At 50.4% G+C, this 21,621-nt stretch carries 17 protein-coding genes; 4 read left to right on the top strand and 13 right to left on the bottom strand.

Annotated features, from left to right (window positions below; all coding sequences use genetic code 11):
• Positions 1 to 27: 27 nt before the first annotated feature.
• Positions 28 to 1,173 (bottom strand): cyclopropane fatty acyl phospholipid synthase, encoded by a 1,146-nt coding sequence (gene cfa / locus AC27K1_RS17900; protein ID WP_487152162.1) that lies wholly within the window; start codon positions 1,171 to 1,173, stop codon positions 28 to 30.
• Positions 1,174 to 1,385: 212 nt separating this feature from the next.
• The gene (brnQ, locus tag AC27K1_RS17895; protein ID WP_487152161.1) at positions 1,386 to 2,711 is read right to left on the bottom strand and encodes a branched-chain amino acid transport system II carrier protein; all 1,326 of its coding nucleotides are present in this window, start codon (positions 2,709 to 2,711) and stop codon (positions 1,386 to 1,388) included.
• A 69-nt stretch (positions 2,712 to 2,780) separates the two neighbouring features.
• On the opposite strand from brnQ, the gene AC27K1_RS17890 reads away from it, so the two are divergent.
• Positions 2,781 to 3,026 (top strand): hypothetical protein, encoded by a 246-nt coding sequence (locus tag AC27K1_RS17890; RefSeq protein WP_487152160.1) that lies wholly within the window; start codon positions 2,781 to 2,783, stop codon positions 3,024 to 3,026.
• 82 nt (positions 3,027 to 3,108) lie between these two features.
• On the opposite strand, the gene AC27K1_RS17885 is transcribed toward AC27K1_RS17890, so the two are convergent.
• On the bottom strand, positions 3,109 to 5,529 hold the full coding sequence (locus AC27K1_RS17885; RefSeq protein ID WP_487152159.1) for a parallel beta-helix domain-containing protein: 2,421 nt from the start codon (positions 5,527 to 5,529) through the stop codon (positions 3,109 to 3,111).
• A 305-nt stretch (positions 5,530 to 5,834) separates the two neighbouring features.
• Between AC27K1_RS17885 and pcp the strand changes: the two genes are divergently transcribed.
• On the top strand, positions 5,835 to 6,443 hold the full coding sequence (gene pcp / locus AC27K1_RS17880) for a pyroglutamyl-peptidase I (RefSeq protein WP_487152158.1): 609 nt from the start codon (positions 5,835 to 5,837) through the stop codon (positions 6,441 to 6,443).
• Positions 6,444 to 6,537: 94 nt separating this feature from the next.
• On the opposite strand, the gene AC27K1_RS17875 is transcribed toward pcp, so the two are convergent.
• The 3 genes from AC27K1_RS17875 to AC27K1_RS17865 form a co-directional block, all read right to left on the bottom strand.
• The gene (locus AC27K1_RS17875; RefSeq protein WP_487152157.1) at positions 6,538 to 6,924 is read right to left on the bottom strand and encodes a hypothetical protein; all 387 of its coding nucleotides are present in this window, start codon (positions 6,922 to 6,924) and stop codon (positions 6,538 to 6,540) included.
• Between the two features lie 24 nt (positions 6,925 to 6,948).
• Positions 6,949 to 7,317 (bottom strand): cupin domain-containing protein, encoded by a 369-nt coding sequence (locus tag AC27K1_RS17870; protein ID WP_487152156.1) that lies wholly within the window; start codon positions 7,315 to 7,317, stop codon positions 6,949 to 6,951.
• Between the two features lie 163 nt (positions 7,318 to 7,480).
• Entirely contained in the window at positions 7,481 to 8,512 is a 1,032-nt protein-coding gene (locus AC27K1_RS17865) for an OmpA family protein (protein ID WP_487152155.1), read from the bottom strand.
• A 235-nt stretch (positions 8,513 to 8,747) separates the two neighbouring features.
• Between AC27K1_RS17865 and AC27K1_RS17860 the strand changes: the two genes are divergently transcribed.
• A complete protein-coding gene (locus AC27K1_RS17860) occupies positions 8,748 to 9,290 on the top strand; it encodes a DUF1415 domain-containing protein (RefSeq protein ID WP_487152154.1) in 543 nt (180 codons plus the stop codon).
• A 176-nt stretch (positions 9,291 to 9,466) separates the two neighbouring features.
• On the opposite strand, the gene AC27K1_RS17855 is transcribed toward AC27K1_RS17860, so the two are convergent.
• The 6 genes from AC27K1_RS17855 to AC27K1_RS17830 form a co-directional block, all read right to left on the bottom strand.
• Positions 9,467 to 9,961: a hypothetical protein gene (locus tag AC27K1_RS17855; RefSeq protein WP_487152153.1), complete on the bottom strand. Its 495-nt coding sequence runs from the start codon at positions 9,959 to 9,961 to the stop codon at positions 9,467 to 9,469.
• A 423-nt stretch (positions 9,962 to 10,384) separates the two neighbouring features.
• Positions 10,385 to 11,212, bottom strand: a complete 828-nt coding sequence (locus tag AC27K1_RS17850) for a metallophosphoesterase family protein (RefSeq protein WP_487152152.1) — start codon at positions 11,210 to 11,212, stop codon at positions 10,385 to 10,387.
• The gene (locus AC27K1_RS17845) at positions 11,209 to 12,705 is read right to left on the bottom strand and encodes a sodium:proline symporter (RefSeq protein WP_487152151.1); all 1,497 of its coding nucleotides are present in this window, start codon (positions 12,703 to 12,705) and stop codon (positions 11,209 to 11,211) included. The genes AC27K1_RS17850 and AC27K1_RS17845 overlap by 4 nt, the downstream gene beginning before the upstream one ends.
• Positions 12,706 to 12,798: 93 nt before the next feature.
• On the bottom strand, positions 12,799 to 14,559 hold the full coding sequence (locus tag AC27K1_RS17840; protein WP_487152150.1) for an N-acyl-D-amino-acid deacylase family protein: 1,761 nt from the start codon (positions 14,557 to 14,559) through the stop codon (positions 12,799 to 12,801).
• Between the two features lie 353 nt (positions 14,560 to 14,912).
• The gene (locus AC27K1_RS17835; RefSeq protein WP_487152149.1) at positions 14,913 to 17,225 is read right to left on the bottom strand and encodes a collagenase; all 2,313 of its coding nucleotides are present in this window, start codon (positions 17,223 to 17,225) and stop codon (positions 14,913 to 14,915) included.
• A gap of 493 nt (positions 17,226 to 17,718) precedes the next feature.
• Positions 17,719 to 18,108: a hypothetical protein gene (locus AC27K1_RS17830; protein WP_487152148.1), complete on the bottom strand. Its 390-nt coding sequence runs from the start codon at positions 18,106 to 18,108 to the stop codon at positions 17,719 to 17,721.
• Between the two features lie 208 nt (positions 18,109 to 18,316).
• Here AC27K1_RS17830 and AC27K1_RS17825 point away from each other — a divergent pair, with 208 nt between their 5' ends.
• Entirely contained in the window at positions 18,317 to 19,120 is an 804-nt protein-coding gene (locus AC27K1_RS17825; protein ID WP_487152147.1) for a DeoR/GlpR family DNA-binding transcription regulator, read from the top strand.
• Between the two features lie 50 nt (positions 19,121 to 19,170).
• On the opposite strand, the gene AC27K1_RS17820 is transcribed toward AC27K1_RS17825, so the two are convergent.
• A complete protein-coding gene (locus AC27K1_RS17820) occupies positions 19,171 to 21,282 on the bottom strand; it encodes a hypothetical protein (protein ID WP_487152146.1) in 2,112 nt (703 codons plus the stop codon).
• Positions 21,283 to 21,621 lie beyond the last annotated feature (339 nt).

Genomic DNA, 21,621 nt, shown 5'->3' with positions numbered 1-21,621 from the left:
GTATTTTTGAACAACGGGCAGTGTTTACTAGCGGGCGGCGTCGTAACGATTGGGCCGTTTTCCGTGGGACAGAACCAGCTGCCATAACTGCAATTCCCTGGCACGGAAAGCACCAGCAAAGCACAGCAGGTAATAGGTCCACATCCGGTAAAAACGTTGGTTGTAGGCAGGCTTCAGTTCAGGCCAGTGATGTTTGAAATTCTCATGCCAGGCCAGAAGCGTCCGGTCGTAGTCGGGGCCAAAGTTTTGCCAGTCCTCCAGAACAAACAATGGCTCAATGCTGCGGGTCAGTTGTATTGGTGAGGGGATTTCGCCGTTAGGAAAGATATATTTGTGAATCCACGGATCACGACCGTGGGTCGTGGTGTTGTTGCCAATGGTGTGGAGCAGAAAATAACCACCAGATTTCAATAGCCGGTGAACGGTCTCCATGTATAACCGGTAGTTTTTTTCACCCACATGCTCAAACATGCCCACCGAAACCGCGCGATCAAACTGGCCGTCCATTTCCCGGTAATCCTTCAGAATGATGCTGACCGGCAGATGTCTTGTTCGCTTACAGGCCAGTGTCATCTGTTCATCGGAGATAGTGATACCTGTGACTTCTACCCCGTAATGGGTGGCGGCAAATTCGGCAAGCCCGCCCCACCCACAGCCAATATCCAGAAGGGTCATGCCAGGCGCGAGTTGCAGCTTTTCACAGATAAGCCGGAGTTTGGCTTGCTGGGCTTCTGCGAGCGTCGTAGCGGTTTTCCAGTAACCACAGCTGTAACTCATGCTGGGATCAAGCATGACAGAGAACAGGTCGTTGCCCAGGTTGTAATGCTGTTCGCCGACATCAAATGCACGACGACGGCTTTGGAAATTAAACAGGCGAGTTTTCAGCGAGTCGAGAATAAAGCCAAGTTTGCGATGTGACAGCCGGTTGGTGCGATGCAGCAGCATCTTGTGGAACAGGGCATCCAGTTGATCGCAGTCCCACCAGCTATCCATGTAGGATTCTCCCAGTCCCAGAGACCGTTGCCTGAGAACGCGGGAATAAAAGCGGGGGTCATGGACGTGAATATCCCAGGGATTCGTGCCATCAAACTGTATGCCGCTGCCTGACAGCAGGTACTCAAGCGCCCGGCGTGCGTAACCGGCACGAACGGGATGACTTGCAATGGTGCCCATGGCACAGAGACCAAAAAATAAAATAGCTAGTTTAGCGCCTATTTCGCAGTGTGCAGTGAAGCGATCCTGGGCCAGATAATGCCGGTTGAAAGGTGCTGATCAGTTTGTCGTTTAAACGTCATTTATCGTTTAGACGTTATTGTGAAGCGCTATTGGTTGATGCTTGAAAGCCGAGGAGTCACTTTCCCCGGCTTATCATGTGATTCAGCAGATCAGATCTCTGCCGCGATGCTGCTATTGCTTTGGGGTGCTTTCATGCGTCCGTAAAGTACGCTGGCAATCAAAGCGATACCTGCAGCAACCAGCCAGGTCATGTGCTGGGCAAACAATGGCAGGTTATCGGTCAGCCAGGTATTGAGCATGGTCGGCATTAAGCCGGATGCCTGCCACCCGTCCAGGGCTGCGAACACCAGCGTGGTAGTAGCAACCAGACGTGTAACCAGCACGGGATTCTTGAGCCAACGGCGTAACATCCCGACGATAGTCAGGGTAATCGCCAGCGGATAGATGATCACCATAACCGGAATGGAAACAGCAATCAGTTGCTCCAGTCCAAGGGTGGCGACCAGGGCGGCAACCAGGTAGATACCAATGATGTACTGGCGATAGCTGAAGCGTGGGCCAATAGTATGGAAGTATTCGGCGCAGGCGCTGGGCGTACCGATAGCGGTGGTCAGACAGGCCAGGGTAATGATAATACCCATGATCAGCGTACCGGATGTGCCGAACAGTGCGGTAATGTAAGCGGTCAGGATATGGGCGCCATTCGTCGCTTCCGGTGCAACGCCATGGCTGGTGGCGCCAAGGTATAACAGCGCGCTGTAGACCAGCGCCATGCCAAGCGCCGCGAACAGGCCTACCATGGCGCTATAGCGAACAATATCCCGATCACTGCGCACGCCATGATTTCTCAGCAGTTGCGCAATCATCCAGCCCAGACAAAGTGGCCCTAAGGCATCCATGGTCAGATAACCCTGAACCATCCCTTCCGAGAATGCGTTGCTGGCATAAGCGCCGGTCGCCGCTTCAATGCCGCCCTGGGGCTGCCAGAGAGTGGCAACGGCAATGACGGTTAACATCAACAGCAGCAGAGGCGCCATCTGCTTGCCAACAGAGACAATCAAACGACTGGGGTTAATCGCAAACCAGCCAGCGATGGCAAGGAATACGACAACGTACAGGTTTAGCGTCAATGAGCCCGGGTTATCAATAAAAGGCAGCAGTCCGATCTCGTAGGCAACGTGGGCACTTCTGGGCACGACAAAGGCCGGTCCCATAACCGCGAAAAGGGCTATCCAGAACGCCTTGCTGGCCCAGCCTGGCAGATCACGGGTTATTTTGTCAGGGCCGCCAGCCATGGCAACACCGACCAGCGTCAACAGGGTCAGGCCGATATCGCCTGCCATGAAGCCCAATCCGCCCTGCAGGATAAACTCGCCCGCCTGCTGGCCGACGATCGGTGGGAAAATAATATTGCCTGCTCCAAGGAACATGGAGAATATCGCCAGGCAGATAGCGAGCAGATCATTGCGTTTCACAGTACACCCCCTTTCGGGACTGGCGGACTGTCTGGAGGCCGGGTGAGAGAATTCTGGTGGGAGTTCAGCATGCCGGCGCTTCAGATCAGGCCGGCAGTCGTTGTTTTAGACCATCAGCCTGATCTGGCTAAAAAAGAAAAAGCCACAGATAGCGATGGTAAAGAAAAGTCCGGATATAACCATGCAGGCCGCTTTCACAGCTTCTATACGACGTTGTTTGTCCGTCTGCAGGGTCATAATCAGTACTTTACCTCTTGGTCACAGTTATTCCCAAGTGTCTACAACTTAGCAAAGACGATGGTTCCAGCGCACTAGGTAATGACCGAACAAAACAGGCATGATGACAGTGACAAACCATGTGTATTGTCACTGTCGTGTGAAGGGTAGGTGAAAAGGCTTACAGGTTGCCGGTCAGCATCGCCTGGGGCTGTGGTGCCTCGCAGGCGCCATCCAGACTGCTGACCCACTCGCGCACCAGCGCCAGACCTTCCTTGTGGACGGTGCTTCGACCCAGTTCCGGCATACGGATTGCCGGATCGTTAGAGGCCATCCGGTAAACCAGGATGGAATTATCGGGATCACCCGGTGCGATATCGTAGCTCAGGCCGCCGGAGCCACGCCCTGCAGCCACCGGACTTTTGCACAGACCATAGGTGCGATCCACGGGCAGGAACTCGTTCAGCAGCAGGCCGGTACCGAAGGCGCGTCCGCCGCCTCCGTGGCAGTGGGCACAGTTCACATCCAGGTAAGCCTTGGCCCGTGCTTCCAGGCTGCCGGTGGTGGGATCATTCCACACCGGTGTCTTCGGTGCCGCTGCCGAGCCCGGTGAACCTGCCAGCAGACCCAGTGAAGCCATCGCATCCAGCTGGTTCATACTGCCATCAAGTCCCAGTTGTTCAGCATAGGTATAGGCTTTGTTCAACAACGTGGCTTTGGGGCCAACAGGCAGATCCTGCCCCTTGTTGCCATGACAACTGGAGCATTGGTTGGCATTCGGCACACCGTACGACGTAGTGACGGTTTCACCTTCCATGTCCACGAACGTAACCATTTCACGACCACCGCCCAGGGCAAGGTAGGCGTTACTCATGTCTTTTTCCCAGATATAAGGCAGACGTTCCCAGCCGTCTTCACGACGAATCAGCAGACGGGTTTCGATCACATTCTCGTTAACACCGGGCTGTGCGGCGTTGGCCGGAATGGCGAAGGTTTTGGTGATAATCGTACCCAACGGGAAGGTCAACGGACCGGTCTCGGCATATTGTGCCTGGGTACCGGGCGGCAGGAAGATAAAACGATACTTGGTAGCGTAATCCGAGAACAGGGGGGTTGTCAGATCGTAGGGGAAACCACCGTTGCTGTTGGCTGTGGGATCGCTGGCGTCTGCAAACAGTCGGTAGTCAGACAGGTTCGGACAATCAACGACTGCGGCTGCCCAGTTAACCCCTGTTCCTGTAGCGGAGCAAAGTGCAGCAATTTCCTCTTCCGTGTAACCATCCTCACCCGGTGCCGGTACTGGCGGCCAGGGTTGCAGGGTCACTTCAGCCAGTGCCGGCTGTCGGCAGTTAAATGGCTTTTGGTTTTTGTCGACCGGGCCTCCCGGGATACCAAGCGCATCGTTATACCAGTTATTGTTGTTAGCCAACTGCATGTTACTGAAATCAGACGGAATGATTTTCAGTTTGTCCCGGTAGTTTTTCCGGTAGCAGATACCGGCCGTTTCACGGCTGGTGGCAAACAAACCATCAATAATGGCATCACCCACGACTTTGAAGCTGTTCATGTGCAGGATGTTGATCAGCAGGTTTACGTCACTGCCGTCGTAATAAGGCACCTTGGGACGGTTGATCCGGTTGTCATGGATATTGATAAATTCCGGGAAGGGATCATAACCGTCCGGTATCGGCAGGTTGTTGATCACGGAGATCGCCACGTAACTGGTAATGATGACACCTGTCGTACGGTTATTGGTGATCCGGTTATTGAATATTTCAACGTGATCAGTCGCCATGACCATCACACCGGTGCCCGCCGGTACACTGCCAACAATATTGCCGGCAGGGGCAAAGTTACCCGTATTGTTTTCGTAGATGTCGTTATCGTAGACCCGGCTGTAAGCGCCAGCCTGGGAGAGTCCCGGCAGGTCAAAAATCAGGATGCCGCCGGTATTATGCCTGGCCACGTTCTGATAAACGTCAGCATACAGGCTGTTTTCAATTTCGATACCTGCGACGTTGTATTCAGCGACATTGCGACGCACGATGATGTTACGGGACTGGCCAACGTAGATACCGGCGTCGGATGCGCCTTTCACCACGCTGTCTTCAATCAGCACATTCTGGCTGAGTACGGGATAAAGACCATAGGCGCCGTTTTCTTCATCCGGTCCGTTGGTCCATTCAACCCGGACACGGCGAACAGTGATACCGTTGGCGCCTTCCATCCGCAGGCCATCGCCCGCGGTGTCTTCAATGGCCAGGTCTTCAATGGTAAAGGCGTCAGCCAGAACCAGCATCCCCTGGGCGCCGGCCGGTTGGTCCTTGAAACTGAGGACGGTCTTGTCCATCCCCTGACCACGTACGGTGACGTGAGAGACGTCCAGTACCACTTCATCGTCAAATTTGAAGGTACCTGCCGGAAGCTCAATCAGTGTGTCAGGCTTGGCGCCTATGAAGGCGTTCTGCAGTTGATATTGCAGGTCATCGGAGGCTTCGAGACGGATGATGTGTTCATAACTTCGGGCGAGGGAGGCTTGCAGTAAAACGACGATGGCTAACAGCCATAATCGTCCCCTGCTCATACGTCCTGGGTTGTGCATGGTATCAAACTCCTTTTTTGACAATTTTTGTTTTTATTGTCTCAGCGTGTAATCACGGTAGTTCGTAGTTTGCTAAAACCCTGTGTGCACAGCGTTTTAGTTAAGGATTAATGTACCAAATAATGACTAATTGGATATTGACCATTTTCACACTAAAGACATGCCATTCCTGTTTATCAAGCGCTGATTTGCCGGGAATCGGTCTGTGACCGATAACCTCTGCTATTAATTATTGCGAGTACTACTTTGCTCATAAATTGTTTACAGATTATCTGGCAACCGTCTGTTTGGGTGGAATGACATTTATGAAAACAGTCTTAATCAGTGGCTTTGATCCATTTGGTGGTATGTCAGTAAACCCGGCGCAGGAGGTCATCAGGGTTCTTGATGGGATTGAATTACCGCAAGGTGGTGTCGTGCAAACGGTTACTGTTCCGGTCGTATACAGAAAATCGATAGATGCCGTTGTGACGGCCATCTCCAGCTATCAGCCATCCGTCATACTGATGGTGGGTCTGGCGCCGGGACGAACTAGCATCATGCCGGAGCGGGTGGCCATTAATATTGATGATTTTCGCTGTGTGGATAATGAGGGAAACCAGGTGATTGATTCTCCCGTAGTCAACGATGGCCCTGCTGCTTATTTCAGTACGTTGCCTGTTAAGGAAATGGTGGCGGAAATGAGGAAGGCGTGTATTCCGGCCTCGGTTTCAAACAGTGCGGGGACATTTGTTTGTAACCACCTGTTCTACGGCGTAATGCATAGGCTTCGCGATAGTGCAGTCAGGGCGGGTTTTATACATTTGCCCCTGCTCCCTGAGCAGGCCCTGCAGGGTGATGAGCCTTCCCTGTCACTGGATCAGATGACCAGGGGATTAACGGTTTGTGCTGCCACAGCACTTTCTGCTCTGTAAGAAAAGACGATGCAATGCCAAAAAAACATGAATGCTTCGCTTATAAACCTGGTCAGGTGTTTAAAGCGAATGAGCACCTTTCGTCATGATGTATTCATTGGCAATGGACAGGAGCATATTCCGTGAGAATCTGGAGTGCCTGAATATGAATTAACCCATCGTAGTCAGCAGCAAAACCATCACCTTTTTCCAAACTGAGCAATCCACGAAAGCGCAAATAAACAGGCTGGTAAATATCCAGGGTATGTTGCCTGACAAAATCCTGTAGTTGATGATCCATCGCGGCCGAACTGCTGACCCAATACTCCAGGCGACTACCGCAGGGCTTAAAGCCATTAACTTCATGGCCATAGGTATACAGGCCCTCCCAGTCAGAAGGGCTGGCGGAGGCTGTCACTGCAACAAGAGCGATACTGTATAAAAGTCTGTTTTTCACCAGGGCTGCCAGATTAAAACGATAATGTTCACGTAGCTTAATCACATCAGGTCAGCCTGTAGGATCCTTTCAACTGACAGGCTCAAAAATAACATAGATTTTCTTGCAGGATTCCACCACTTCCCATTCACCTTCAAAGCCTGCAGGAATCACAAAGTTATCGCCTGCTTTCAATGTACGTTCACTGCCGTTTTTATCACGAACAATGGAGACACCTTCCAGAATCTGGCAGAACTCGTGTTCGGTATACTGTACATGCCAACACCCGGTTTCTGATTCCCAGATACCCGCGTGAAACTGCTTGCTGCTATCCGAGTAATGGTTGACGACAGCTTGAAGCGGATTACCGTTTATCCGTTTGTCTTCGGATGCCTGATAGGTTTCTTTTTCAGCCGTTGAGTGATCAAAGAAAACAATGTCGCTGATGGAAGTGCTCATACTGAAACGTCCTGTGGTTATTATCATTGGGCTCAGTGTCTGGACGTCATGAGCATAGCGTTTGTCGAATATATTGAACAGTTTTGGTGCTGATGGAATGACTTGCGCCCATAAAAAAGGCTGGTGTTTAACCAGCCTTTTCGTGATGAACAGCCTGTGCCGTTTAGAGAACTTCTGCGACTACGCGACGGTTCTGCTTACGACCAGCCAGAGTGCTGTTATCCGCAATGGGATCTTCCTCACCCACACCAACGGCTTCAATACGGCTGCCGTCAATGTCGTACTGCTCGATCAGCACGGCACGCACCGCATCGGCACGACGCTGAGACAGGGACTTGTTGTAGACGGCAGGGCCGCTGTCGTCAGTGTGACCTTCAACACGGATGCTGACTTCCGGATAACGCTGCATGAATTCACCCATTTCAGCGATACGGGTCATGGCGCCATCGGTGATGTTGGCGGAATCGAAATCGAACTCAACCAGCAGGTCAATTTCTTCCTGGGGGATACAGCCAGTGGCGTCAACGGTGGCGCCTGCCGGAGTACCCGGGCACAGGTCGTCGGCATCCAGTACGCCGTCATTGTCGCTGTCCAGCGGTGCGATAACGGTTTCTTCAACGATGGTTTCTTCAACCACGGCTTCAACCGGTTGTGCTGCCGGCTCACCAAAGGTCCAGGTCAGGGCGACATTCATCATGCCTTCGGTCTGGTTGTAGTCCAGGCTGCGGATGGCACGCAGGTCACCACGGACAGACAGGTTCGGTGTCAGCGCCTTGCGCAGACCCACACCCATGTTCATGCGGGTGTCTTCACGGTCGCTGGCGTGCTGCAGGTTTTCGTGCAGTTCACCGATACCGGCGACGACGTAAGGTGTCACACCGCCAGAGAAAGGCTGAAGATCGTAGAATGCATCAAGACGGAAATTTCTCAGACGGGCATCGTTGCCACCTTTCTGGTCAGTCTTGAATTCGGAATAAATACCTTCGACGCTGAAACGGTCGTTGTAACGGTAGCCGATACCCAGCTCTGGTGCCCACTTGTTATCCAGGCCACGGTAGCTGTCGAAATCGGTATATGCGCCGCCGATGGTAAAGGTGACGCCATTATCAACAACGCCTTCAGCGACCGCTGTACCACTGATTGCCGCCGCAACGGCGAGGCCAATCACGGAACGTGCGAAAGTGCGCACAGTCATGGTGTACTCCTTGGTCAGTCTTTTTGATGTTCTTGCGGGCAGGGTCGTATAACTGTCCGTAATCGCGGCAAGGATACGGTATGAACGACGGGTTCTGAAGGCTTTTTACTACAGAATTATACGTACGACAGTAGAATTTTAATGTAAGCTCGGGGCAGACATGGTAGGCGCTGGGTTTGATGTGCTGCCAGCCTCACTGTTTTTCAGGCGTATTCATGTGCAGGAGGAGAACAGGGTGAAGGAAGTTGAAACGGTTCAGCAGTGGCTGGATGATGTGGTGATTGGCCTGAACCTGTGTCCTTTTGCTGCAAGACCCCGTCGCCAGCAGCGGATACGCATTACCGTCAGCCAGGCGGATAATGAAGATGCATTGCTGGAGGAATTACAGCAGGAGCTGTTGCTGATTGATAAAGCACCGGCCAATGAAATTGAAACGACGTTACTGGTCATTCCAAACATCCTGTCCGATTTCACGGACTATACCCTGTTTCTGGATCTTGCCAATTTTCAACTTCAACGGAGTGGCTGGGAAGGTCAGTACCAGCTGGCCAGTTTCCATCCGGACTATTGTTTTGCCGGTACCGATCCGGATGATGATGAGAATCTGACCAACCGGTCGCCATATCCGTTAGTGCATATTATCCGGGAGGATCAGTTGGAGCGGGTGATAGCGCGATATCCAGATCCAGAGAGTATTCCGGAAAAGAACATTGCAAAGGTAGAGGCACTCAGTGAAGATGACAGGCGTCAGCTATTTCCATTTATCTATGGTAAATGAGGTTTTTCATAAAAGCACATTGTCGTCCCATTAATCTCCTGGTGCGGGAACGTATGGATGGTAGATGATCACTATTCATTTAATACCTTCGGTAGATCTCAGGTCTATAAAAAACAAGGCGCCATTCTATGCGCCTTATTGAGTTAAGCGATGTAAATTTTTAAAGAGAGTATTAATCAATCAATACTATCGCTGATAGTCAAATGCTTGAAGAATAAAACCATAGGGGAATCTTTAGACAATTCCAGTGTGATAAAGCAGTCTTTTATGCAATCATCCGGTTTGATTTCGAAAGTATCCGTTGTGGGCGAATTCCATGCGTGACCATGAACCTCATGATTGGATGCGATCACTTGGTCATTATAAAGAATATTGACGCGTGTATCTTTACCCCAGCCTGCCCAGGTGAATTTGGCATAAACGTTGTCATGCGCGGCGAGGTTTACCGGAAAATTGATTTGAGCGCCTCTCTTGGTCAAGCGCCAGGAGTTATAAGCCCAGTCATGACCATATTTCGGATGGTAAACAGGCTCGCCTGTGAAGACGCCGGATAGCTCATAGGCGTTTAATGTATTTTCAGAAATGTTAGCTGAAACTCTGCCAATTTCGTCAGCATGTGTAACCATTGTATTGATGGCCAGAAGAAGAAATAAAATTCGATGTGGTTGCATAAGCGTCTCCTTTTTAAATGGTTGCTTTCGGCTGTAATTTTGAAAGCGTTATTCGTGAAAAACAGGTTGAAATATATTCCTGATGCTAATTTATCTTTTGTTATTTAATGTGTTTGAAGTGATTGCTGGTTTAAAGTTCATTGCTGCTTTAAATGTTTGTTAATAGTTCTAACAATATAGGTAGGCTGGATGAGAGTTGTTCTGTGAGATATGTGTCTTTATGTGATTTATAAATGCCGGACAGTCAGAGTGAACAATGTGCTACTTTGCCGTTTTTTGAAGCGACCTTTTTTATAAAGTGCGCGTCATATGCCGAGCATAATAACGAAAGCAATTTTAAGGAGAGGTTGTATCAGTGATTATATGCCCTTTGGATTGCTGATTTTCATGCTTGCCAAAGGGCTATAAATGATTAAGTGCCGTCTATAAGGTTTGCTCGACCAAGGGAACACCCTGTAGATCCCGTTCTGCAGACGGAAGAATATCTTGATTGGGCCAAAGCCCGGTTTTCAGGGCTTGGGTATATCCATTACTCATCCCATGACTGCGCATAGACTGCATCGCTTCACGCCAGTTGTACGACAATCGTTTAATTTTTGCAGTCGGTTGATTGTTGCTGCTGTCCAGCAGTGCATACCAGCCATCCCGGGTGCCATCATTGGCAGGCATCCCGATGACACCCGCATTCAGCCAGAAACCATGATCCACCGGTTGGCAGAAGGGCAAGCCGCTATGGCCGGCAATAATGCAGTCTGTTTCTGCCTGCCTGATTTCCGTTTGTTTTACGGTATCCGGTGTTGAGGGGAAGACGAACTGGTTAATGGACGACAAGGTGCCGTGAACAACCGTGAAAGTAAGGTCGCACCAGGTGAAACGCAGGGTGCGGGGGAGTGTTTGCATCCAGAGCCGGTTGGGTTCACTGATCTGGCTGTCTGCATGGGAATACCACTGCCGGGACAGTAAATCGCAGGCTGTGCCCTCATCAAATCCGCAGCCACAGTCGTTCGCAGAAAACCCCAAAGATTCTTCACAGTTACCCATCAGCACATGGATGCCCCAGGTGCGAATAACCTCTATGGTGGCTTCGACATCTGCAAAGTAAGCGACAACGTCCCCGGTACAGATGGTTCGTTCCGGGGAAATGCGCAGGCGCTCCGCTTCATGACGCATTGCACAGGTTGCCTGCAAATTGCTGTAGGGGCCTCCGAAGAGCAGAACGGGCCCTTTCAATTCACCGAGATCACGAATCATGCATCACCTGTTGAATACGTAACGTTTGCCAGCTTCTTACGTGACAACAGCATACCCAGAGCAAAAGCACTGCAGCCAACCGTTAGTACCACCAGACAGATAATCAATAGCTTGTTGTATTTATGCACGGTGCCAAACAGCGGTTCCATTATTTGCACGTAGCCGGCGGTTTCTGCGAAATAGATCCCGGCGCCGGCCAATGCCACGATAAATGCGACCAGGTAACTCCATACCGGTATATCAATGCGTCCACCCCAAAGCGAGAACAAGATGACAGGTGTCAGGTACATGGAGGCGGTACCGCTGACAGCGACAGCACTGAACAAATCCTTTGGACCCAGGTAGATCATGACCAGACCTGCCAGCATGAACAGCACCATGACCTTGCGACCATTAGCCACGTTCTCCACGCTCAGCTTCATGTCACTGACAATCAGTTTTGCTGCGCTGGAAAGCGTCGAGTCCAGTGTGGACATGGCAGAGATGACCAGGGCAAAACTGAACAGCAGCATCGGAACTTCACCCAGCAGCCGGGTTAATACAGTATTCATGGCTTCGCCGGTCTGGGCATGTGCGCCGGCAAATACACCCAGCAGACCAAACAGGATAATGCAAAGCACACCAATCCAGCAGGCATGGAGAAAACTACGCCGTGTCGTTTGTCGATCAGCAATAAATCCGCGATCCATCATCACGGGATCATGCATGGGATAACTGATGACCTGAAGCAGGGCAACGGCAATCAGTGCAACACCCGGGTCAGAGAGTTCGAAGGGCTTGAACAGAAAATCTGTCGTTGAGAACTCACTGTGTCCCAGCATCATGGCGACCAGTGTCAGTAGTACCGCCAGGAAAAGCCCCATCTGGAACACATCGGTACGAAGGGAGGCGTGTAATCCCCCTCGTCCTGCGTAGAACAGTGTTAACAGCGAGAAAACTGCAATGGCGCCAATGTACTGCAGGCTTCCTGCCGCACCAAACAGCAGGCCGAATACCAGCAGGTTGGCGAAAACTTCGCTGATCAGTCGTATACCAATCACCAGGTTGTAACAGTAGGTTCCGACCGAACCAAAACGTTGTCTCAGGAAATCCTGAACACTGTTGCAGTTGTGACGAAACCGCAGACTGTCAATGATCAGGCCACCGGTCAGGAACGAGAGGTAATATGTCGCATACGCCAGTGTGCCCCAGACACCATAGTAATAACCCAGGATCGCGGCATTCATCAGCGACCGGGCAAAAATCCAGGTGGTGACCTGGGAAAAAACCAGCATCAACAAGCCCGGTGCCTGACCGTTAATGTTGTGTCCCCGAAAGAAACTGTCGTTTTTTCCGGCGTTGGGGGATAAGGCCAGTGATATCAGGGCGACAGCCAATACAGCTGCAGGTAAGACATAAGGCATGGGCAATCCCTTGGGCTGATGTTGATTCCAATCTATACGTCGAATGCCATTGTAAGGATTCAGCCGGTTCAGCGTAATGTTGTCGGACATTTATTTATCCGAAAAACCGTATTTCAGGATTGGCAGCTTCCCTGCTGCCGGGTGACGTGTCTGTATGCCTGGTCCGGAGACTGAATGCCGGTTTTAACGCGATGATACCGGCAGGGCGGGCGTGAACCTGCCAAACCCTTTTTCGTGGCCCAGCGCTGTCGACAGGGTTTCATTGTTGACAGCCTGCCGCCCATTAATAAAGACATGTTTCACTAGCCCGGGGTTTCGATTCACCAGCCGTTGCAAACCGAAGTTTTCCATCTCGGCCCAGTGTACCTGCTCAAGGTTCTGATCAAACGCTGCCGGATCCAGTACGACGACATCTGCCCGGTCACCCTCGCGGATTTTACCTGCATCAACACCAAACCAGTCGGCCTGGTCCCCCGTCATGCGCCAGACGGCCTGTTCCATGGACATGATGGGTTGGCCTTCAGCGATAGATTCTTTCACCAGTTTGAGCAATCGTAGCGGCAAATTGTAGAACGCCATATTGCGAATATGGGCGCCGGCATCACTGAATGTAATCAGCGAACGTTTATTCTTGACCAGCTTTTTCAATACCGGTTTGCGATGGTTTGCAACTGTCGTATACCAGCGAATCCTGTTGCCATATTCCACCACCAGGTCGAGAAACAGGTCGACGACATGAATGCCGCGCTGTCGGGCGACTTCCTCAAAGTTTTTTCCAATCAGCGAGGTATCAGGGCAGTCAATGATCATGGCGTCACCAAAGTCTCGCTGCCAAACCCGGGGACTGAGCTTTTCGCCGTAGAACCGGCGGAATTCCCGACGGTACTGTTCGTCTTTCAGCAGGTGATTGCGCTCTACCGCGTCTTTCAAATCCAGCGCCATTTCACCCGCGCCAAATTCCTCAAAGAACACGACGTCAATACCGTCGGCGTATACCGTGAATGGCGTTGGCAGCACCTGCCAGCGAAAGTTGCCGCGTAACGCGTTGGCTATCCGCGATGCCAGCCCTGTCAGGCGAGAGAGGTAAACGCTGCCTTTCAGATCCATCTGGCTGATCAGTGTCGTTTTGAGTGGACGCCGGAACAGGCCAAGGCTTTCGCGGATATACTGGAAAATCTGCAGGGGCGTGGCAGCGTTGGGGGCTCCCTGGTGTACTCCGCCGCGCTTGCGTACGAGCCGGTTCAGGCGGGCAATTTCCCGCCACTGTGCGTAGGTGCTGGGCAGGCTCTTGGACCATTCGCGGTCGCCATCGACCTTGTCCCATGTCAGGCGCATGGTGGATAAACCCAGGAAACCGGCATCCATGGCTTCCGTCAGCAAGGTTTCCATGGCCTGCATTTCCTGTTCTGACGGAATCTCATTGGCGTCGGTGGCGCGATTGAGCCCCATGACACTGACTCGCAGGTCACTGTGTCCCAGCAGGCTGATCACGTTGGGACCCAGTGGCAGGGTGGACACGTGATCAATCCACTGGCCGGGTGTGGACCAGGTTTTGTGCGCCTTAAGCAAAGGCAAAACCTTTTCCCGGGGAACGGTTTCGACACGGGTGAAGATATCCGATGCATCTTCATATTCACTGCAGACCATACTCAGTGAACAGCTGCCCACCAGAACAGTGGTGACCCCATGGCGCACCGACTCAGACAGCGAGGGACTGGCCAGCAACTCTGCGTCGTAGTGGGTATGGGTATCCAGGAATCCGGGCGTCACCCACAAACCTTCGGCATTAACGACGCTGGTAGCCTGGGTCGGGTCAATGGGATCCGTTGACACCTTCGCGATGCGACCGTCCTTGATGGCAACATTCTGGATGCTGGAAGGTGCGCCGGTACCATCAAAGTAGCGGCCGCCGGAGATCAGCACGTCATACTGGCAGGTTGTCATGGCCTATCCTGTTGTTCATTGTTGTTATTTTCAGGTACTTCAGATTAACGACAATCCCACACCGCGACTTGCGCCGTTAGACGCCGGGCGTGAAGGATATCTCCCCAGAGTATATTGTGGGACAGATGCACATGAACAGCCGGACCCTGCGGCGTCGCCTTATCACAAGCCATACCTGACATCACTATAATTAATTTGTCGTTTATTTAAGTGGTGCGACAGACGCATTGTCATCACTGTCCGGGTTTCATTCCATTGTCATACATTGAATTAAATGACTGGTGTGAGCATGCAGCCGTTAAAAGGAAGAAACGGCAAACACGCTTGCCGTTTCTTCAGTCCTTTCTGGGAATCTACTGATAAGTGGCCGTCAGCTGTATGCCGCTGAACGGCGTTATGGTTTTGATCATCACGTGATAATAGGTATTGGTTTTCAGCGGGCTCACGGTGATGGTTTTCTTATCCCGCCCACAGTGTTCGTGATATTCATAGACGCTTTCTGTCGGCCATTTCTGAGACTGGACAAAAACCTCCAGATCTCCCGTTCCGGTTCTGCCATCCACGGTAAACGTGAGATTTTTGGCGTCTTGCGGTACGAGAATGTAGAAATACCTGTTTTTGTCTGAATGCAGGCCGACCTTTGTAACGCCATTCTTTAAAACCGGATTTTTAACATCCTTGTCAACGCCGGGTATGGCGGTATCCGGAGGGGTTGTTTCATCGGGCTCTGGTGTTTCAGGGATGGTCACATCCCCGTTGCCAATGGTGGCGTCATCATCAGCCGGTCCATGGTCTGGCAGGTCGTTTTTTTTATTTTCCACTGTCCCCAGCCAGTGATACCAATCGTCGTCATACTGAAGACCAATCTGATTCAACCAGGACTGGTAGTCATCGTAACGATCGTTGCGAACAAGGGACAACATATGGGTAACATCTGACGCATGACGTTCGAACATGTAACGCACCGCCAGGTATCCCCAGCGGTAGACGCGGGTTTGGCCACTGCTGTAGGTATTGCGGAAAATGGTGCTCAGGGGGTAGGTTTTTTCCCGGGCATAACTAATGGCTTCAGGGTATTCGTCCCGGTGTGAGATATATTCCCCGAGTCCTTCGATCCACCAGACCGTATCAGCAGACGTTGACCGGCCAAAGCCGCCGGCCATGTTAAACCGACCATCCAGGTAATGCACATACTCATGGCGCAGGTTCCAGATGTGGAATTCAGGCCGTTGCCAGTCTGCCTCATAAGCGACAAAGCGTGCCTGGCTACCCGCCCTTGCCGGATCGCCCTCAAGATACATGCCGCCGTTATCGGTACTGATGTTGAATAGCAGCCCCGCATACATCTTGTAATCCTGGGTGCTGTCAAAGATGACCAGTTCCAGGTCGCTGTTCTGGTCATTTGGCACAGGCTGATTATTGGTGGTGAGTTTGCGATGGAAAAAGTCTTCCTGTTCAGTCAGCTGTTCACACGTCCACATGGCTTGTGGAACCGACATATTTTGCGCCCGAATTTTCAGCGTCGGGCTGCAGGTGTGTTTGAAGGGAAGTACTGAACGTTCAATATCCTCTTTAAAGGTGCAGATGTCATAGTAGTCACAGTGTTGATTGTCGTAATAGGACGCCGTTTCCGCTGCCACGAGCCAGAGTGGCTGACCTTTTTCCGATCCTTTCTGTTGCGTCAGAACGCCTTTTAACTGTTCGCTGACCTTGGGTTGCAGTGATGGGTGCTGCAGGAAACGTCCCATTTCGCGAACGACATTGGTCAACAGGTATTCGTTATCGGTATCCAGCAGATGCTGTTTGGTATTGTAGAAGTTGTAGAGTTCATCCAGCAGGGAGCTGTCCTGTTCCACTGCTTCAACGAATTCCTTCAGGTAATGCCCGCGGAACAGTACCGTCATGCCGTTATTGACGGCAATCGTCATATATCGACTGGCTTCATAGCGCTGGTCGTAGGACGATACCAGGCGTTTAACGATGGAAATATAACGGGCATTCTGCAGGGAACTGTCAATGAGTGTGACGGCTTCACCCAGTGCGCTGCCGTTTTCATCGGATACGGTAAAGGCTTTGCTGTTGTTGAAAAACGCATCCAGTGCCGACTGGATGACGTTATCCAGCCGGGTATCGTATTCTCCGACAGTCTCTTTCTGATAAAACTGCACGTAATAGCCGGCTCTCAGGTACAGAATCAGCTGCGCCATACCCTGCGAATTATCACCCGGATAGTCTGGAGCATAACTGTAGACCGTATTGGCGACAGTGATCATTTTGTTCTGGTTAAACAATTCCCTGCTGGTTGAGCCTGTTGCGCTGAACAGTCCATTAATGCATTGCAGGTCGGCTTTCCGAATCGTATCTGTGAGTCGCTGTCCATCCAGGCGGGCAATCTCTGTAGTTGAACAGGTGGCTCCAGCAGCACCTGCCATCGTTGAAAGCGTTGTGGCTCTCTGGTTTTCCAGCTGGTCTTCCAGCTCAAGATGTTTCAGTTTCCTGTGGGGATCACTGGGCGGCAGGGGACTGCCATCAAGGATTTCTTCGGCTTGACGGCCATGAATCAGGCTGGTTTCTATATCCACCGAAGACGCTTCGGAATGAATAGGCAATGACAGCAGGTTGATGGCTGCAACAAGGGGGACAAAAGGTAGAACGGGAGACTTCATGCGACTAACCTTTGCAGTTGTGGCAGGTTCTCGGCAATCTCTTTCAGGCCATGGATGTAACGCTAAAAACGACCAGCAAAACGGCTTTTTTTAGAGCCGTTGAGCATTGTGGATGTGTGGTTTTGGATGTGGAGTAGGCAATCCTGTTGTACAGGACATTGGAAAAGGCTTGAGATTACTCTCTGATTTTCGATGGTTCTCTATGCGACAGTATCAAGGTAAAACATGAGGATTACATTCGCTTTTTTTCAGCCATATCAGGCTTTTCAAATCTTCGCCATGAAACTAACCCCCTATAAAAAAACCGTAGGAAAAAAATAGACCATCCATCTGACAGGTCAAGGATGATGACCTGTTTCATTCAGGCCGGAAGGCAGAACGGTTGACAGGTCATTTGCTTGTGGGCTGCCTCAGTTCATTGAACGTTTCTTAAAACCTGCGATACGTCTGAGGATTCGATGATCACCGGCGTCAGCATGACCCGTGTTCAGGGTTAAGCGTCTGTTTTTTCATTCCACCAGACGGCCAGGGCAAGGCAGGCCAGGCCAAAGTTCAGTGTCATGGCGACGAAACTGGCCGCTGTGGCGGAAAACAGCGAGGGTATGAACGGAACCACAGAAACAGACAGGACAACGACAAGGGCAGAAGAAAACACGGCAAAATTCGGCAAGGCCCAGTATTGCTGACGCCACAGGCCGACAATCGTTATCAACCACCAGACCAGCGCCGTCAATCCAATGGTGACGCCCGCACTTTCGCCGTCCCAATGCCCTTCAGTAAACAGTCTTGTGAGTGGCTGCCAGCGAATGGCAAAGACAAACAACCAGTAGTTGCAAAGCAGATTGATGATGAGCAGAAAGGCGAGAGGGCGGTAAAGTTTCATGAGGTTGATGCATTTCAATCAGGGAGTGGCGTGATAATAACGGTTTACAGCATTGCCATACAGGCAGTGGTTGCGAGAACCATGGTAGATACCATTGTCGTATTTCGAACATCTCCCGGTTTGAATTTGTGTAAATGCTCGGCATTCACGGACAGGAAAGTCTGCACATTGCGAGTAAACTTAAGCGTTTTAGCCGGCATGATCGGTCTTGTTACCTGAGCCTGAAGACAAACGAATAGGTAGTCCATTGTTAGCGATTGAACGACGCGAGCGCATTCTCAGTTATCTCCGTCAGCATGAATATGCCAATGTGGAAACGCTGGCAGAGATTCTTGATGTATCCAGCATGACCATCCGACGGGACCTGACCAAGCTGGAAGAACAGGGAATGATCCGTCGTACCCATGGCGGGGCGACGATCGGTCAGTTCATCAATACGCAGCCGCACAGCGAAGAAAGCAAGAGCCGCTGTCCGGAAGAAAAACACGCCATTGCCAGCTATGCGGCCTCGCTGGTATCGGATGGCCAGTCCATTCTGCTGGATGCCGGGACAACCTGCATGGAAATTGCACGCCAGCTGGTGGATCGTCGTATCCGGGTCGTGACGACTGACCTTGCCCAGGCGCTGTTCCTGTGCCGTTACCGGAACATTGAAGTGCATATCGCGGGTGGACAGGTGGATGAGAGAACCCAGTCCAGCCTGGGAGGCAATGTTCAGCACTTCCTTGATGATTTAAATGTTGAATTGTCGTTTATTGGCTGTACGTCATGGGACCTGCAACGTGGGGTAACGACACCGACAGAGAACCGGGCAGAACTTAAGCGCAAGATGTTCGAACGGGCGGGAACGCGAATTCTGGTGGCTGACAGCGAGAAGTACGGACGCTATTCATTCCATCGGATTATGGGCCTGGACAAATTTGATCTTGTTGTCACAGATGCCCACTTACCAGAACCCTGTTACGAAACGCTAACCAGGGCAGAAATCAATTTACACCGTGTGTCGTTATAAATAGAGAACAAAGCACTGGTATAGTGAGGGCTATACCAGTGCTGCGGTACTTACGCTGGCGGTGCTGCGATAAGTGTCTTCAGGATGTCTTTAATTTCATCCTCTTGAGCAAATTCACCAAGCGCATAGATCTGATTTGCGCAATCTTCAATAGCGGTGGTTCTTACTTTCATGTAGGTTCCTGCTTGCTTGTGATAGTCCCGTATTTCATCCTCAATATCGGCGACAATCGTATCTTTAGGGTCATCCCAGTCAAGATCTGCGAGTTTTTCGCGCAACAATGTTTCAAGACGAGTTCTTCGTGTTGTAATTTTCGTATGTGCTTGATCTATCATATTCTCAGGCTGATCAGTAGGACCTTTGGCGCTAGTATTGCCTTTTTTCCTGGATTTTGGCTTTGAGGTCTCTCCTGAAACATGTTCATTGACGTTTTTTTGCTTTTTCTGTTTGTGAAATTCCCGTACGGACTGAAAGAGGTTCTGTCGTAGTTGTAATTCTGAATTCGAAGCTGGATTAGATGTGGAGGTATTATTCACCGCGCTTATTTCATCCGTAGTTATCAAATCAGTCGATGCAGCACGGCTCTCTTTGTGAGTTGAAGGTGTAGTGGTGTCACTGTTAATTGCAGCAGCAACTGGTGGTGGAGGGAGCACGGGCCTCCTTTCCCTGGAAGGCTGAGGAGGAGGTACGCTGCCTATTAGTTCAGACTTTAAGCTGTCAAACGTCATATGATGTGACAAATGGCCAGCCTTCAATGTGTTGAGTGACTGGGTAAAGTTCTGTACGAGTTCTCGAATCTTGTCAGAAGGCATTGAAGTGATATCCAGTCGTTGCATCTCCTTGATCAAAGCGCTTTGTTTTTGATCAGGGGATTTTTCAAGCGATAGGAGTAATTCATGTACTAGCTTGATGGACTCTTGTCTTTTTTGGCTCAGTCTTTCTGCCTCTTTATCCTGTTTCTTTCTTTCTCTTTTGTTACTGGCTGTTAAAGAATCGAGTTTTTTATGTATTGCCTGAAGAGAATCAAGCTGTTCTGCGGCAGTGCTCATGCGCTCAAGAATGTATTCACAGATGTGATGGCATCGCCTGACAACCGTTGCCTTCTTTTCAAGTACATCGAAACCGCTTTTAAGGCCAGCCCTGACTGATTTCATTCGTTGCGTGGGACGTTTGGAGGTCAGGTTTACGACAGGACGAAGCAGGTGGTTCGTTAACCAGTTAGCATGGAGAAGCCACTGCTGATTTTGCTCAACCGTACAGTCTTTCATCGTGTCGACATTGTGAAGAACCTGTTGCATGGCATCTTCCATCATATGCCGCAACTGGCTTCGGTCTTCCCGTTTAGTGGACAGGTTTTTCTGGTTGAGCAGCTTGCCGTTGATTGCCTTGACTGCGACAGTGACATCGTGGATGGAAGCCATCAACTGCTGATAGCCTTCGATTCGTTCCTGGTTGTTTCCCGAGATAAGTTTCTGTTGCTGTTTCAGTGCATCAAGGGTTGGTTGGTACAACTCTGCCATTCTTGACCGTAAAGCCTTGTTGAGTGCAGTACGATGCGTTTTACTCAGCCGATGCGCCATTGAACGGCTGCCCATTTCATCCTGAATCAATTTCAGGCTTTTGATATTGGTAACACGCGAAATGGTCGCTTCGAGAACCTTAAAGTGCAGATCTCTTTGAATGTCGTCGTTGAATGTTATGTCATCGACGAGTTGATCATCCTTGAGGACAATGTGCTTGCTTTTGAATTCTTTTAATTCATTAATGGAATTCTGTAATTTTTCATCAAGCTGCTTGCAGGGGGCAATCAGTAATTCATGAATTGGATTTTTGCCCTTTTCAAACGTGAATGTGCCATTGCTGCTTAATGTTGCTTGCTCATCAAGACTTTTTGCAAGCTCATCAGGCTTTCCTGGTGAGGCAACATCTCTTACCGCTATTGCAAAACGCTGGCGCAATGTTCTTTTAGTGGCCTGGATTTGTTCCCTGTGGCTTGGTTTGATGGTATGCGTCTCTTCTGATGTGCTGATTTCACGATCCTTGCCTTCAGCGGCTTTCCATTTTCCCTTAGAGGTTATGACCTCATTTTCATGGTATTTAAATTCACTGCGTTCGGTTTCATTAAGCACCGGCTTTAATGGTTGTGTTGAGCGAAAATCCATGGGTAACCCTCATTTTGTATGTTGTCATATCCTGCTGATCTACAGTTTTTTTATTTGAGGTTTCTTATTATAAGATTGTTTGTTTATCAGGCAGAGATCTTATTTCTGTATATAGTATTTATGATATTTCAATTTTTCTGTGTCTATTGTCGAGATTAAATAAAATTGAATGCTAACTGTGGAAATCGATTATTTTCTCTTTAGATAAGAGAGGGGTAATGCGTTTTTACTATAACAAATGCTGTTTCGTAATAATTAGATCTGTAATTATTCTGTTTGATAAATACTTGTCTGTGTCAGTCATTCCCCCTTGCTATCGCAAAGGGGAATATTTCTTAG

It is taken from the genome of Kistimonas ophiarachnellae (assembly GCF_057552235.1).
The sequence above is the reverse complement of the archived record's forward strand: the minus strand, read 5'-3'. Positions and strand labels throughout refer to the sequence as shown.

What these genes read in the sequence shown, in the direction of transcription:
- cfa (WP_487152162.1), bottom strand. Translation starts at nt 1,173, where the DNA reads ATGGGCACCATTGCAAGTCATCCCGTTCGTGCCGGTTACGCACGCCGG.
- AC27K1_RS17890 (WP_487152160.1), top strand. Translation starts at nt 2,781, where the DNA reads ATGCCGGCGCTTCAGATCAGGCCGGCAGTCGTTGTTTTAGACCATCAG.
- AC27K1_RS17885 (WP_487152159.1), bottom strand. Translation starts at nt 5,529, where the DNA reads ATGCACAACCCAGGACGTATGAGCAGGGGACGATTATGGCTGTTAGCC.
- pcp (WP_487152158.1), top strand. Translation starts at nt 5,835, where the DNA reads ATGAAAACAGTCTTAATCAGTGGCTTTGATCCATTTGGTGGTATGTCA.
- AC27K1_RS17870 (WP_487152156.1), bottom strand. Translation starts at nt 7,317, where the DNA reads ATGAGCACTTCCATCAGCGACATTGTTTTCTTTGATCACTCAACGGCT.
- AC27K1_RS17865 (WP_487152155.1), bottom strand. Translation starts at nt 8,512, where the DNA reads ATGACTGTGCGCACTTTCGCACGTTCCGTGATTGGCCTCGCCGTTGCG.
- AC27K1_RS17855 (WP_487152153.1), bottom strand. Translation starts at nt 9,961, where the DNA reads ATGCAACCACATCGAATTTTATTTCTTCTTCTGGCCATCAATACAATG.
- AC27K1_RS17850 (WP_487152152.1), bottom strand. Translation starts at nt 11,212, where the DNA reads ATGATTCGTGATCTCGGTGAATTGAAAGGGCCCGTTCTGCTCTTCGGA.
- AC27K1_RS17845 (WP_487152151.1), bottom strand. Translation starts at nt 12,705, where the DNA reads ATGTCCGACAACATTACGCTGAACCGGCTGAATCCTTACAATGGCATT.
- AC27K1_RS17840 (WP_487152150.1), bottom strand. Translation starts at nt 14,559, where the DNA reads ATGACAACCTGCCAGTATGACGTGCTGATCTCCGGCGGCCGCTACTTT.
- AC27K1_RS17835 (WP_487152149.1), bottom strand. Translation starts at nt 17,225, where the DNA reads ATGAAGTCTCCCGTTCTACCTTTTGTCCCCCTTGTTGCAGCCATCAAC.
- AC27K1_RS17830 (WP_487152148.1), bottom strand. Translation starts at nt 18,108, where the DNA reads ATGAAACTTTACCGCCCTCTCGCCTTTCTGCTCATCATCAATCTGCTT.
- AC27K1_RS17820 (WP_487152146.1), bottom strand. Translation starts at nt 21,282, where the DNA reads ATGGATTTTCGCTCAACACAACCATTAAAGCCGGTGCTTAATGAAACC.